The sequence below is a fragment of the Candidatus Delongbacteria bacterium genome, from assembly GCA_020634015.1.
Taxonomy (GTDB): Bacteria; CAIWAD01; CAIWAD01; order CAIWAD01; family CAIWAD01; genus JACKCN01.
This window is the reverse complement of sequence record JACKCN010000004.1, coordinates 348,844-363,069: the sequence shown is the minus strand read 5'-3', so window position 1 is coordinate 363,069 and position 14,226 is coordinate 348,844. Positions and strand designations below refer to the sequence as shown.

Genomic DNA, 14,226 nt, shown 5'->3' with positions numbered 1-14,226 from the left:
GCGTATGCATTCACCGGAACGACGAGGAACCCACCCGTGACCTTCATCGCCTGGTCGGATCCCGAGGGCCTTTTCGGCTTGCTGCTCGAGTATCTCGCCGACGAGCGCGCCGACCATGAGGGAGATCCTGAGCGCTGGCGTTTCCTGTCGGACCTGATGGCCCGGCTGGAAGACCTGGAAGAGCGACTTCCCGATACGTCGCTGGCCGATCTGATCCAGGGCTTGCAGCAGATCCATGAGTCCGTCGAGTCCGACTCCCCGGAGGACCCCGTCATGACCCATCTCCGGGACTGCATCGCGGAACTGGAGCGCGTGCAGCGCGAACTCGGCTGACGCTGCGTCACGACCCACCTGAGCCGAGAGCCCGGCAAGCGTCTCCGTGCTCGATCTTCAAGGTGCAAGCATCCGTATCGCTTGACCAAACGCAATGTGGCTGACGATGGAGCATGCCATTCTGGCGGGGTGCCGTTCGTTCGCGATCACATGCTGCGTCTCGAGGCGACCGATCGTCAAGGCGGCTGACATCCGACAATGGTTCCGCGAGCCAGCCTCAGGCTCCGGCCAGAGTGCCACGTCGCAAGCTCACAGAAGAAGGGAGTCTCTCGATGCATGGACGCTTGATTCTTGTTCCGGTGCTGGGCCTGTCACTTTTGAGCGGATGCTTCTACACGCACGGCAGTTACCAATCGGCCAGGCTGCTGGCCACCGGGGAGACCGAGTTCGTGCCCTATTATCAGGCCGAAACCTTCAAGATGGACGGACTCAGTGATCTCAAGGGAGCGGAGTACGGAGTGCAGGTCGCCCACGGCCTCAGCGAAAGCATCAATTTCCGGTTGCGCTTCGAGAAACTTGCCCCGGACGGCATGGATGCCTGGAGCTACATCGGCCTGGGCCCCAAGTTCGGCAAGCCCGATGGCCGCTTTGCCTTCGACCTGCCCGTGGGCATGTTCTTCGGAAAAGCCGTCCGCGAGGAAAAGTCCTGGCAGATTCACCCCACGGGAATCTTCAGTCTGCCATTGACCTCGAGCCTCGAATTGACCGGCTTCGCGAAACTGCTCTTTTTCTTCGACACGGATACGGACCCGCTCTACTCGGTCGGTCTGGGAGGCGGGGTCTGGACGCCGGGAAAACAGTTCACCGTGCGCCCCGAGATTTCCATGGTCAAGGGCTTCCGGGACAGCGGTACCCATACCAGCATTGGAGTCGGTGTGGCGTATACACTGACTGGCGGCCGCTGAACCGCTGGCATGCGGAGCCGATGGCCCGCTGACCGGATGGCCGGGAGTACTCCCGCATGCCCTGACGACTCAGCACTCAGGCAATTCTTCCTTTGATCTTGCGTACGGGTTGTTCGTATACTTGAAGACGATCGTGCCGGCAGTCCGCCGGTTTTCGCGTGGCAACACAATCAGACCTGATCCTGACGACTGGGTGCGGCGAGAGCCGCATGCCGTGTCCGCGTAAAGCGCCGTCCGGTGCACCCGAAAGGCGAGGAATCTCCAGGTCGCGGGAGCAGCCCTGCAGCCAATCCAGCTCGAGGAAGCGTGATGAAAAGCCTGTTCGATGAAGCGGATGTGCACGCCCTCTCGCAGCGGCTGGCAGGATTGTCAGCCACAACCGCGCCCCGCTGGGGATCCTTCACTGCCGACCGGATGATCTGCCACCTGGTCGACCAGCTGGACTTCGCATTTTCCGGACCGCGGGACGCGGAAGTGCTGAAGGGGCCGCCAATGCTCGTGCGTCACGCGATCCGGGTCTTTCTGCCCTGGCCCAGAGGCACGCCCACGGCCCGGGAAATGCTGCGGACCCAACCCGATCGCTGGGCGTCCGATCTGGCCACTCTCAAGCAGCTGATGAATCGCTTCCTACAGTCGCGTGACTGGACGGACTGGGCCGTTCATCCCTTCTTCGGCGTGCTGTCCGGAGCCCAGTGGGCGCGTCTCGCCTGGCGGCACAACGACCATCATCTGCGGCAGTTCGGCGTCTAGGGCCTGTTCACACTGCGGCAGTTGTCGCGCCGGAGATCACCCGGGTTCAGGCCAAGGCGCCCTGAACGCGGTGTAGCAGCGCTACATAAGTGAAGGGCAACGCGGGCCTGGGCACGGGTGGGCCCGGTCCGCAGGATTGCGTGGCGATTTCCGGCGCATACTTCCAATCACGAACCTCCTGAACTGTCCGGAATTCGCCATGCAACGCGGCAAATGGTGCCGTGTGAACAGGCCCTAGTCGGGAGTGGGCCGCTCCGGTCGGCACACATGCGGCGCGCGGGAGTCCCGCCACGGCAATCGGCCGGGGCCCCCGGGAGTCTTGAGGACCGAGTTCGAACACAGGAGATCCCATGTACACATCCGCCGCCCTGATCGACCTGCACACGCGCGCCCATTGGAGTCTGCAGGCACTGTACGCGCATTGCAGCCGGTTCAGCCAGGAAGAACTGGCGCGGGAATTCGCGGGATTCGGGGTCTCCAGTCTGCGCGAGCAGTTCCAGCACTGCATTTCCGCGGAAGAATACTGGGTGGGCGTGATCCATGGCCGCATGGATGTCAACGGTGAAGAGCCGCCTCTGGCCAGCATTCCCGAACTCGATGCCTACCGCCAGCAGGTGGCCGGGCGCACGCTGGACTACCTGAACCGGGCCAGCGAGCAGGAACTGAACACGCCCAGAACGCTGCTCTGCTGGCCCAACCAGGAGCGCTCGCTGGTGCCGGCCCGGATCATCGGACGTCTCGTGACTCATCTGTACCAGCATCAGGGGCAATGCACGGCGCTCTGCCGTCTGCTGGGCCAGCCGGTCAACGGGCTGGATTTTCCTCTGGCCAACGAGTTGCCGTCACTCTGATCTGCGGTGTCTGGCCGCCAACCCCGGAGAGACCATGTTTCTGTTCTTGTCGAGCGCCCTCGTACTGGCCTGTGTGGGCTTCCTGGGCTGGGTCCTGTTCCGCGACCGTTCGGCTCCCGTGGCGGCACGTGTCGAGCGCCTGCTGGCCGCCTCGCCGGAAAGGGTCTGGGCCGTGCAGTCCGATCTGGCCAACTGGTCCCGCTGGAATCCCGATGTGCGGTCACTGATTCTGCATGGTCCGCTGCAGGCAGGTTCAGCCTTCGACTGGAATGGAGGCGGCATGCAGATCCATTCGGTGCTGAGCGAGGTCACGGCTCCCGCGCGCATCGCCTGGAGCGGGCAGGCCTTCGGAATCAGGGCCCACCACAGCTGGGAATTCGTGGCCGAAGGAACGGGCACCCGCGTGATCACCGAAGAAGTCTTCACCGGCCCTCTGGCCTGGCTGCTGCCGGGCACCCTGCGCTCGGTTCTGGAGAAGGCCCTGACCACCGGGCTGGACCATCTTCAGGCGGAAGTGGAGCGCACGGCCTGAGCAGCCCGGGCTGAGCTGGCAGCCCTCAGCTGCGTCAGCATGCCCGGTCCTCGTGCGCTCCGCGCAGGAGATGGGAGATCCTGCAGAATTTCTTGACAATTCCTCCCGCCCGCCCCTCTTTCCTGATCTGGATCAAGAATACCATATGACTAATCGGTTATTTGATGCCCGTGCTCGCGGCGCCTTGTATCAGGCAGTTCCGGTCGAAGGTCAACCGGAAACGCGCGCGAAGGCCGGGATTGACTCATGCTTCATTGGCGACGCTCCTATCTGGTTCAGATCCTTGCGGTTCTGACCGCGATTCTGGTTCCACTCTGGCTCTTCTTTCCCGCGGCACACGTCGATCGGGATGACCCCTGGCGCCAGATGCCCACCGTGGCCACCCATACCGATCACCGCGATCTGCTCTCGGGCAGTTTTGCCGACGGACCGGCGGTGACCGAAGCCTGTCTGGTCTGCCACCCGGATGCGGCCAACCAGGTGATGCACACGGCCCACTGGACCTGGGAGAGTCCGCCCTCGCTCTTGCCGGGGCGCAGCGAACCTGTGGTGCTGGGCAAGAAGAATGCCCTCAACAATTTCTGCATCGGCATCACGGGCAACTGGCCCGCCTGCACCACATGCCACGCCGGCTACGGCTGGGTGGACCAGACCTTTGACTTCACGGCCCAGGATCACGTGGACTGCCTGGCCTGTCACGACGGCAGCGGCCAGTACGCCAAGGGCAAGGGCGGGCTGCCCGCCGAGGGTGTGGACCTGCTGGCGGCCGCACGCAGCGTGACCCGGCCCTCGCGCACCACCTGCGGGAGTTGCCATTTCAGAGGGGGCGGCGGCAACGCGGTGAAACACGGTGATCTGGACGAGAGCCTCTACTATCCCGATGAGTCACTGGACGTGCACATGGGCAGCCATGACTTCCAGTGTGTGGACTGTCACCGGACGAAGGACCACGAAATCGGGGGCCGCGCGATCTCGGTGAGCGTGGATGGTGCCAACCAGGTGGCCTGCACAGATTGCCATGACACGGGCCTGCACAAGGACCAGCGGATCACGGCTCATCTGCCAACGGTGGCCTGCCAGACCTGCCACATTCCCTACGAGGCGCTCAAGACCGCCACCAAGACCAATTGGGACTGGTCCACCGCGGGGCAGGACCTGCCCCAGAACCCCCATGAATACCTCAAGATCAAGGGCAGTTTCGTCTACGAGCGCCACCTGCGCCCGCAATATGCCTGGTACAACGGCAAGGGCGATCACTACGTGCTGGGCGACACCATGGACCCCACCGACACCACGGATGTGTCACGTCCGCTGGGCAGCATCGAGGACCCCAGCGCCCGGATCTGGCCCTTCAAGGTGCATCTGGCCAAGCAGATCTATGACACGGAATACAACACCCTGATTCAGCCCAAGACCTACGGCGAGGGCGGGTACTGGACGGAATTCGACTGGGACCAGGCCGCGCGTCTGGGCATGCAGGCGGTCAATCAGCCCTACAGCGGACACTTCGGCTTCGCCAATACGCGCATGTACTGGCCCACCACCCACATGGTGGCGTCCCGGGAGAAGGCCCTGCAGTGTGTCGAGTGCCACGCGGAACACGGTCAGGGACGGCTGGACTGGATCGCGCTGGGCTATGCCGGGGATCCAATCCATTACGGCAGCCGACCGGCACGCTCGGAAAGGGGGCAGAAATGAACACCATGCCACGCGTGCTGCTGGTGGCCCTCAGCCTGTCGCTGGTGAGCCAGAACGTGACGGCCGCCCGTCGCGACAGTCTGCATCCGCCGATCTTGCTCAAGGATGCCCAGGGGCGCAACGTGCTGCAGAGCGGCCAGCCGCTGTCCACCATGGTCAGCTGTGGCGAGTGCCACGATACGGGCGTGATCGCCGGGCACAGTTACCACGTGAGTGCCGGGTTCGGCGAGATGAGCACGGCCGGCCCGGGGCTGCCCTACCCCCTGCTGTATGATGGAGGGCTGCGCGACGCGGATCCCGCGGGGCCTGCTTCGCTGGAATTCTGGGTGCGCAGTTCCGGAGCGCGTCACGTGGGGGGTGGCCCGGCCAGCCTGTTGGCTGCAGGCAGTGGCGAGATGAACTGCTTTCTGTGTCACCTGCCCGATCCGGACAATGCGGCGCGGATTCGCAGCATCCAGCAGGGACTGGGTGTCTGGGCCCCCACGGCGACATTGGCCGGCACGGGCCTGGCAACGAGTCGCCCCGATGGCAGCTGGGCCTGGAACGCCAGTGCCTTTGCCGCCGACGGGCGCGTGGTGATGGCGCGCCTGCCGATCCAGGACCCGTCCACCGAAAACTGCGGCCTGTGTCACGGGTTGGCAGGCAGCGATCTGGCGACTCCCGTCTTCACCGACTATCGTGACCCCGCCCTGCGCCAGACCCTGTTCAGCGGCGAGATCTTCTCGCCCCAGAAACTGCTGGCCAGTGGCCTGAACCTCAAGGACAAGGACACCCAGCGCCGGGCGTGGGACATTCACGCTGAGCGAGCGCTGGAGTGCGTGGATTGTCATCATTCGCTGAACAACCCGGTGTACTTCGCCGAAAGCGGCGAGACCCGGCCCGCGCATCTGCGATTCGAGGCCCGGCGCCTGGACATGGGCGAGTATCTGCGTGCGCCGTCGCACCAGTTCGCCCGCGGACACGCCAGCGCCTTCGGTGGTGCCAGCGCCCAGGACAATTCCATGCGTCGCTGCGAATCCTGCCACGATGCCGAAGCCGTGCACGACTGGCTGCCTTTCAAGCTGACCCACTTCAACGCGCTCAGTTGCGAAGCCTGCCACATCCCCCGGGCACCCACCGCCTCGCTGGAAGCCGTGGACTGGACCCTGCCCGGCACGGATCACAGCCCCCGGTTGGAGTACCGCGGGGCCGAGGGCGACCCACGCTCGCTGGGCACTCTGATCACGGGCAGCACTCCCGTGTTGCTGCCCCGCCAGGACGTGGACGGACGTCGCCGTCTGGCGCCGTTCAATCTGGTCACCAGCTGGTACTGGACCTGGCAGTCGCCCGGGGGCGAACGGCCCGTGCCGCTGCCCGCCCTGGACCGGGCTCTGCGCCCCGATGGTCAATGGCTTCCGGGTCTGCTGGAACTGCTGGACGCCAACCATGATGGCGGTCTGGACAGCAGCGAATGCGTGCTGGAAGACGCCGCGGTCACCCGCCTCGTGTCCGCCCGTCTGGAAGCGGATGGCTTCGCGCAGGCCACGATCCGCGGCGAGATCCGCCCCTGGGCCCTGAGCCACGGGGTGACCGGCCTGGCATATGCACGCAAGGATTGTCAGGAATGCCATGCCCGGGAGTCGCGGGTTTTCGGCGAGGCCACCCTGGGCAGCCTGCGCCCCGGGGCCGATGGGCCTCACTTCGCCGAGGGCCTGGATGAGCTGGGCATCTTCGCCGAAGGCGAGCTGGTGTCACACGGGACCACGGCGGCCTTCCGGTCCGCACCCCGATCGGGACGTCTGTACATCCTGGGCCACGACAAGGCGCCCTGGATCAAGATCGTGGGGCTGGCTTCCCTGCTGGGCGTGCTGCTGCTGATCACGATCCACGGCACCCTGCGTGTCCTGGCGAGCCGTCGCCTGTCCCACGAGCACGGACCCTGGGGCAAGACCTACATGTACACGAGCTACGAACGCTTCTGGCACTGGCTGCAGGCCCTGGCGATCATCGGACTGATCGCCACGGGACTCACGATCCATGCGCCCGAACTCTTTGCCTTCAGCGGGTTCCGGAGCGCCGTGCAGGTGCACAACATCCTGGGGTTCGTGCTGCTGGTCAACGCCTTCTTCTCGCTGTTCTACCACGTGGCCGGGGGCAGTGTGCGCCAGTATCTGCCCGAACCGCGCGGGTTCTTCGCGGGGGCGATCACGCAACTGCTGTTCTACGTGCAGGGCATCTTCAAGGGCGAGCCACATCCCTTCGAGAAGTCCCGCGGACAGAAGCTGAACCCGCTGCAGAAGATCGCCTACCTGATCATATTGAACCTGCTGCTGCCCTTCCAGGTGCTCAGCGGCGTGCTGATCTGGGGCGCCCAGCACTGGCCCGGACTGGAAGCCCGGCTGGGCGGACTGCCGATGCTGGTGCCCGCGCATTCTCTGGGAGCCTGGTTCTTCGCGTCCTTCCTGATCATGCACATCTATCTGACCACCACCGGTCACACGCCCACGGCCAACCTGCGCGCGATGATCAGCGGCTACGAACGGATTCCGACACACAACCCGACGGAGACAGCACGATGAGCGCTCCCACCAGCGGCCGGACCGGCCCACGTCCTTATCTGAATCCATACCTGGGGGGCACCCTGCTTGGCCTGGTGCTCTTCGGCGCGGTGTACATCACGGGCGGAGGACTGGGGGCATCGGGCGGCCTCAACCGCATTCTGGTCTTCGTGCAGGACCTGATCGTGCCCGCCCATGTGGACCGCACGCCCTACCTGCTGAGCATGGCCGGGGGGGAGAAGAACGCCCTGGACAATTCCATCGTCTGGATCACGGTGGGTACCCTGCTGGGCGGTTTCCTCTCGGGCTGGCTCAACCGCCGTCTGCGCTGGGAAACCCGCCGCGGTCCGCGGATCGGCGTGCGCACACGCTGGATGCTGGCCCTGGCGGGCGGTGTGCTGATGGGCTACGGAGCCCGCTTCGCGAGGGGCTGCACCTCGGGCCAGGCCCTCAGTGGCGGAGCCGTGCTCAGCGTGGGCAGCTGGGCCTTCATGCTGGCCGTGTTCGCCGGTGGCTATCTGCTGGCCTGGTTCTTCCGCAAAGCCTGGAACTGACATCCGGAGGCCTCATGGCACCCTTTCCTCTCGAGTCGATCTTCGGATCGGCGATCAACAATCTGGTGTACATCCTGATCGGACTGGGCTTTGGAGCCGTGCTCGAGATGAGTGGCTTCGGGGATACCAACAAGCTGGCGGCCCAGTTCTACTTCAAGGAACTGACCGTGCTGAAGGTGATGTTCACCGCGATCGTGGTGGCCATGGTGCTGATCTTCCTGGCCAGCGGTCTGGGCCTGCTGGACTTCAGCCGGGTCTGGGTCAACCCCACCTTCCTCTGGCCGGGCATCGTGGGCGGTCTGATCATGGGTTTCGGCTTCGTGATCGGTGGCTTCTGCCCGGGCACCTCGCTGGTGGCGGTGGCCACTTTCAAGGTCGACGGAATGTTCTTTCTGGCCGGCGTGTTCGGAGGCATCTTCATCTTCGGTGAGACAGTGGCCGACATCGATGGCTTCTGGCATGCCTCGAGCATGGGACGTTTCATGCTGCCCGAATGGCTGGGACTGAGCACGGGCCTGGTGGTGCTGGCCGTGGTGGCCATGGCGCTGTTCATGTTCTGGGGTGCCGAGAAGATCGAAGCGGCCGCGGGCCTGACACGCACCGCGCGCGCCGCCCGTGGTCAGCGGATGGCCGCCGCGGCGCTGGTGCTGGTCGCGCTGGGTGTGGTGGCCGTGGGACAACCGGACCTGGAGGATCGCTGGAACCAGGTCGCCGCCTCGAAGGACAGTCTGCTGACGGGCCGTGCGGTGTATCTCGAAGCCGCCGAAGTGGCTCACATCATGGGCGACGACCAGATCCGGCTCCATCTGGTGGACCTGCGCCCTGAAGCCCAGTACAACATCTTCCATCTGGCGCGCTCGCACCGGAGGAGTCCCGCGAGCATGGAGCGGCTGGCGCGTGATCTGGAAGGCAGCCCGGCCAACACGGTGGTGATCCTGGTGGACGGCGACGAACGTCTGGCAACCCAGGCCTGGAAGGATCTGGCGGCACTCAAGGTGCCCAACGCCTACATCCTTGAGGGCGGAATTCCGGCCTGGCTCGGGCACGTCATGCCGGGTCTGGAGCTGGAGCCCGGAACTCCCCTCGAATCACTGTTCCCCATGGCCCTGGGTGCGCGCAGCGAGGCCTCCGAAGCGGGACATGAGGCGCTCGAGGCCAGCTATGTGCCCAAGCTGAAACTGAGCAGTGGCCCGGCGGTGAAGAAAGGTGGCTGCGGCTGATCTGCGCCCCTGAGTGAGTCATGCGGCAGCCGGTCGGACATCCTGCGCGAGTCGGAAGATGCGGAGCAGCGGAGCTCAAGCTGCCGATTCGGAGCGCGCGGGCTTGCGCGGACCCCTCGAACGGGGCATATTCTCGCCCGCATCCTGCCGATGCTGTTCACTGACGAGATCCGGTTGCTCGCGCGCCCGACCGTCCTGACTCACGACTCAACGACCCCAGCCATCAAGGAGAGCCCCCATGCAGTTCCAGTCCAGTCTCGCCCACGCGAAGAAACCCACCATGGGCGAGAAGGCCGACCGGAAGGAGGAGCAACTCTCCTTCAAGTCGCGTATCGTGCTGCTTTTCGGGGAGATCAACGACTCGGTGGCCCGCGCGATCTGCCGCCGGATCCTGGCGCTTTCCCAGGATTCCGCGGATCCCATCACCTTGATGATCTCCTCGCCCGGCGGTCATGTGGAATCCGGCGATGCGATTCATGACATCATTGGTTTCGTGCCCGCTCCCGTGACCACCGTGGGCACGGGCTGGGTCGCCAGCGCCGGCGCGCACATCTTTCTGGCACCTCCCAAGGAACGCCGGCTCTGCCTGCCCAACACGCGCTTCATGATTCACCAGCCCGCGGGCGGTGGAGGCGGCCAGGCCAGCGACATCGCGATCCAGGCCCGCGAAATCCTGCGCACACGCGAACGCATCGCCCGTGTGGTGGCGCGCCAGACCGGCAAACCGCTGGAAACCGTGATGCTGGACATGGACCGCGACCATTGGCTGAATGCCGAGGAAGCGGTGGCCTATGGGTTGGTGGGACGCATCATCCAGACCCAGGCCGAGCTTGGCTAGCGCCCGTCCGTCAGTACCGATGTTTCGCGACCCCGGGTCTTTCCCCGGGGTCGTTTCATTCCGGGGGCATCCGAGGTCCCGGATGATCAGCTGCCGCGATTCCGGCTGCCTTCCTGCCATCCGGTTGTTAGCTTCAGCCCCGCGTCGCTGCCCTGCGCCTCAAAGGAGACACCCATGATCCGCTTCCTGCTGCCCTTGCTTGCCGGTGCGCTCTGCGCGTCCGCCCAGGTCTACACCACCTACATGTGGCACCTGCATCAGCCCGTCTACTGGCCCCAGCCCAGCGCGCTGGTGCCGGGGACCTACGAAGTGGCCTGGGAGAGCATCCAGCGTCGCAACGCGGGCGCCCAGCACCCCGAGAACGATGTGGCCCAGATCTTCAGCCTGGCCGACCGTCAGGCGGCCTACCAGTACCGGATCAAGGATTCGATCGCGCTGATGAGTGGCACCGACTCGGGAGCCCAGGTCAGTTACAGCGGCTCGCTGGCCGAGAATGTGGCCAGTCTGGGCAGTCACAGCAGCTATGGCTACGGGCCCTTGTGGGCCCAGAACAACCGCATCGCGCGCAACTGGACCACCAGCGGCGGCCTGCCCCGCCTGGATCTGGTGATCTTTCCCTACCACCACAGCCTGGCGCCGCTGATCGACGAGAACGCCCTGCGCATGGAGATCCGGCTGGGCAAACTGGCGCACACGCGCGACTGGGGCAGCACGCCCGGACTGTCCCAGGGGTTCTTTCCGCCCGAAATGGCCTTTTCCACCCGGATGATCCAGGTGCTGGCCGAGGAGGGTGTGCAGTGGAGCTTCGTCAGCAACAGCCACCTCTCGCGTGCCGTGAGCAACTTCCCCCTGATTCTGGGCACGGGCGGCGAGAATTGTACACCGCCCAACAAGGCCGACCAGTTGAATCCGCCCCAGAGCCAGTGGTTCAGCCGGACCATCAGCCGCGGCTGCACGCCCACCAACGCCGTGCCATTCGCCTTCAGGCCCCACTGGGCGCGCAGTGTGGACCCGGAAACCGGCCAGGAGCATCGCCTGGTGGTGGTGCCCGTGGAGATGGCGATGAGCTGGCTGGATGGCTACCAGACCTACGGCACCCAGGACATCGACCAGATCGCCGCGGCCAGCGAGCCCTCGCAGCCGATGCTGATCGCGCTGGCACACGACGGCGACAACGCCTTCGGCGGCGGTTACAGCTACTACCATGAGAGCGTGCCGGGATTCACCGCCCAGGCGGTCTCGCACGGGTACACACCCACGGTGGTCCAGCAGTATCTGGCCGACCATCCGGTGGCCCTGAACGACGTCGTGCATGTGGAAGACGGTGCCTGGGTGAACGCCGACGGAGATTTCGGCGACCCGGACTACATCAACTGGAACTGGCCGCTGGTGGGCTCCGATGGTCAGTTCGACATCGCGGCGGGCTGGGCCGAGGACGAGCGCAACTGGGCCGTGATCACCGCGGCCCAGAACTGGGTGGATACCGCCGAACAGATGAGCGGAGGAGTGGATCCGGCCCGCGTGATGAACCCCCTGCTGCCGGGGACCACCGAGGCCGAGCGGGCCTGGCACCATTTCCTGCCCGGCATCGCCAGTGACTTCATGTATTACGGGGCCGCGCTGGACATGGAAGTCAAGGCCACCATCACAGCCAACGCGGCCATCGGCCATGCATTGAACGTGGTGGGCGACGGCACGGGCGAGCAGACCCCACCCACCATCTGGTTGCCCCAGCAATTGCCGCACAATCCGGGCGAGGTCGATTTCGGTCCGCTCTGGGGGTACCAGCAGCGCCAGAGCCCGCGCGACTTCTGGGTCTGGACCTTCGTGCACGATGTCAGCGGGCTGGGCGAGGTGAATTTCCGCTACCGCATTGACCTGGATGGCCAGAATCCGCTCAGCAGTGACCAGAACGAAACGTATGCCGGCGGTGCCGAGGTGGGCAGCTGGCGCAGCCTGCCCATGACCGCGCGGGATTTCCCGGTGGGCAACGTCACCAATTCTCCCGAGATCGATTTCTTCGAGCTGCCGCTGGCGATCGCCACCCAGTACTCCATTCATGTGCAGGAAGAGGAGCTGGTGGCCAGCGGCGGTGTGCTGATCGACTACTATGTGGAAGCCCGTGACACGAATGGCCTGCTGAAGAAAAGTCCGATCCTGCACACCTGGATCGGCACGGGCCAGGGCAGCGGAGGCGGAGGAGGTGACCGGGTGAGCTGGCTGCCCGAAGAGCCCCAGGCCGGCCAGAGCCTTGCCATCCATTACGATGCCGCGCTCGGCCCGCTGCCGGCGAACACGTCAGCCGTGTACTTGCATCACGGCTTCGACGGCTGGAGTTCCGTGGTGAGCCCCGACCTGGCGATGAGCGCGGGTGCCGAGCCCGGCACCTTTACCGCAACCGTGTCGCTGCCTTCCAGCATTTCCCAGCTGGATTTCGTGTTCACCGACGGTGCGGGCAACTGGGACAGCAACAGCGGTCAGGACTGGCATCTGCCGGTCAGCGGCGCCGTGCAGAGCTGGCAGCTGGATGGCCAGCTGGATCCGGGCGCCGAGTTGGTGGCCCAGGATGGCGGCCGCCACCTCTGGGTGGGCTGGCAGGACCCACAGTTGTACCTGGCCACTGAACCCGCGTCCGTCCAGGGTGGCGATGCCTTTCTGATGCTCTTCGACGGCAGCGCGGATCTGCTGGCGGCGCCCTGGGCCAAGGCCGGGCAGACCGCCTCGCTGGAAGCCTTTCTGGCCCAGGAAGTGGACAACGGCTGGAGCGGCTGGTTTGACGCGGCCAGCGCGGCCAATGCCTCCGGTGCCGTGCTTGAAGGAGTCATTGATCTGCGTGCCCAGTTCGCCAGTCTGCCCGAGACGGTGCGCCTGGCGCTGGCGGTCTACGCCACCGCCAACGGGGGCGCCCTGCTGGACCAGCTGCCCACGGGCAATGGCAATGCCAGCATCGAACTGAGCGAGAGCGTGCTCTATCCACTTGCGAGCGGCACCGGCATTCCGGCCCCGGTCACCAACCTGCGGATCGTGGCATTCACCAATGGCGCGGTGGAGCTGAGCTGGGATCCCGTCACCACCGACACGGCGGGATTCCCGTTGAGCGTGGATGGCTACACGGTCTACCTCTCACCGGACCCCTACGGAGCGGGCCCGGGTTGGATTCCCTGGGCCGAGACCGCCCAGACCCAGTTGACCCACAGCAACGCCCAGTGGGCCGACGGTGCCCTCTTCTATCGCGTGACGGCCCGCGTGCTGCCCTGAGGGATCTTCCCCTTTGCCGTCATCCCCGTGAAATAGGCGCCCATTGCTTGGCGCCCATTGCATGGCGCCCTTTGCACACATGCCCATTTCATCACCGTCAGGGCAATCCGCGCCTCCCGCCCGTGGATTCCCCACGGGCCATGATGTGTGATGCCCCATTCGGGGCTTGGGTGGCGAACGCGTGAGGTGTGATGGAGGCGTGTGCTGGAGGGCAGGTCGTGCTTTGCCCGCCCTGCGGTGACGAGGCAGACCCCATCCGTCAGATGACCCGGGTCCGGAACCTGGGTGCGTGGGCGCTGATCCTGCTGGATTCCGCGGCGGGTCCGCGGTGGGCTGTGCAGCGATGGGTCGTCCCCTTCTGGCATGGATCTCCTGCCAGACCCATGCTCTTCCTCGGCATGATCGCCCTCCGACACCCAGAAACCCACTGCAGCTGCAACTCCGGACCTGAATGCGTCATCCCGCGCAGCCGGGAACCATCGCCTTGCCGGACCCAGAATGCCGTGGGGCTGATGGGACTGAATGGGAGAACTCCCGGGGGAGTCCTTGCAGCAGGTGCCGCGTGGATCCTTGTGGCGACCAGTCCCTGTTCCGGAGATTCCTGTCGGACAATGGAACTCTCCCGACGGACAGAGTCATCCGACGCACGAGGCACATCCCCTCCGGCCATGCCCGGACGGGGCCATCGGATCATGGGGCGGACAGACGGGGAGTACGCTTCATGCGCCGGACACGCATCCTGCGCATGGA

11 protein-coding genes are annotated in these 14,226 nt (G+C 65.3%); all 11 read left to right on the top strand.

Annotated elements, in window-relative coordinates; genetic code table 11:
• Window positions 1–36 precede the first annotated feature (36 nt).
• The 11 genes from H6678_10105 (at window position 37) to H6678_10055 (ending at window position 13,476) form a co-directional block, all read left to right on the top strand.
• Window positions 37–333 carry a hypothetical protein gene (locus H6678_10105; protein MCB9474153.1) on the top strand — a complete coding sequence of 99 codons (297 nt, stop codon included), beginning with the start codon at window positions 37–39 and terminating at the stop codon, window positions 331–333.
• Between the two features lie 272 nt (window positions 334–605).
• On the top strand, window positions 606–1,238 hold the full coding sequence (locus H6678_10100) for a hypothetical protein (GenBank protein MCB9474152.1): 633 nt from the start codon (window positions 606–608) through the stop codon (window positions 1,236–1,238).
• A gap of 309 nt (window positions 1,239–1,547) precedes the next feature.
• Window positions 1,548–1,988, top strand: coding sequence for a DUF1569 domain-containing protein (locus tag H6678_10095; protein MCB9474151.1), 441 nt, complete (start codon window positions 1,548–1,550; stop codon window positions 1,986–1,988).
• A gap of 350 nt (window positions 1,989–2,338) precedes the next feature.
• Window positions 2,339–2,839, top strand: a complete 501-nt coding sequence (locus H6678_10090) for a DinB family protein (GenBank protein MCB9474150.1) — start codon at window positions 2,339–2,341, stop codon at window positions 2,837–2,839.
• Window positions 2,840–2,873: 34 nt separating this feature from the next.
• Window positions 2,874–3,371 (top strand): SRPBCC family protein, encoded by a 498-nt coding sequence (locus tag H6678_10085; protein ID MCB9474149.1) that lies wholly within the window; start codon window positions 2,874–2,876, stop codon window positions 3,369–3,371.
• 246 nt (window positions 3,372–3,617) lie between these two features.
• The gene (locus tag H6678_10080; protein MCB9474148.1) at window positions 3,618–5,069 is read left to right on the top strand and encodes a tetrathionate reductase family octaheme c-type cytochrome; all 1,452 of its coding nucleotides are present in this window, start codon (window positions 3,618–3,620) and stop codon (window positions 5,067–5,069) included.
• Window positions 5,066–7,627 carry a cytochrome b/b6 domain-containing protein gene (locus H6678_10075; GenBank protein MCB9474147.1) on the top strand — a complete coding sequence of 854 codons (2,562 nt, stop codon included), beginning with the start codon at window positions 5,066–5,068 and terminating at the stop codon, window positions 7,625–7,627. Before H6678_10080 ends, H6678_10075 begins: the two co-directional genes overlap by 4 nt.
• Window positions 7,624–8,160 carry a YeeE/YedE family protein gene (locus tag H6678_10070; protein ID MCB9474146.1) on the top strand — a complete coding sequence of 179 codons (537 nt, stop codon included), beginning with the start codon at window positions 7,624–7,626 and terminating at the stop codon, window positions 8,158–8,160. Before H6678_10075 ends, H6678_10070 begins: the two co-directional genes overlap by 4 nt.
• A gap of 14 nt (window positions 8,161–8,174) precedes the next feature.
• Window positions 8,175–9,380 carry a YeeE/YedE family protein gene (locus tag H6678_10065; GenBank protein ID MCB9474145.1) on the top strand — a complete coding sequence of 402 codons (1,206 nt, stop codon included), beginning with the start codon at window positions 8,175–8,177 and terminating at the stop codon, window positions 9,378–9,380.
• A gap of 238 nt (window positions 9,381–9,618) precedes the next feature.
• Window positions 9,619–10,218, top strand: coding sequence for an ATP-dependent Clp protease proteolytic subunit (locus tag H6678_10060; GenBank protein MCB9474144.1), 600 nt, complete (start codon window positions 9,619–9,621; stop codon window positions 10,216–10,218).
• A 174-nt stretch (window positions 10,219–10,392) separates the two neighbouring features.
• On the top strand, window positions 10,393–13,476 hold the full coding sequence (locus H6678_10055) for a hypothetical protein (protein ID MCB9474143.1): 3,084 nt from the start codon (window positions 10,393–10,395) through the stop codon (window positions 13,474–13,476).
• The last annotated feature ends 750 nt before the right edge of the window (window positions 13,477–14,226 follow it).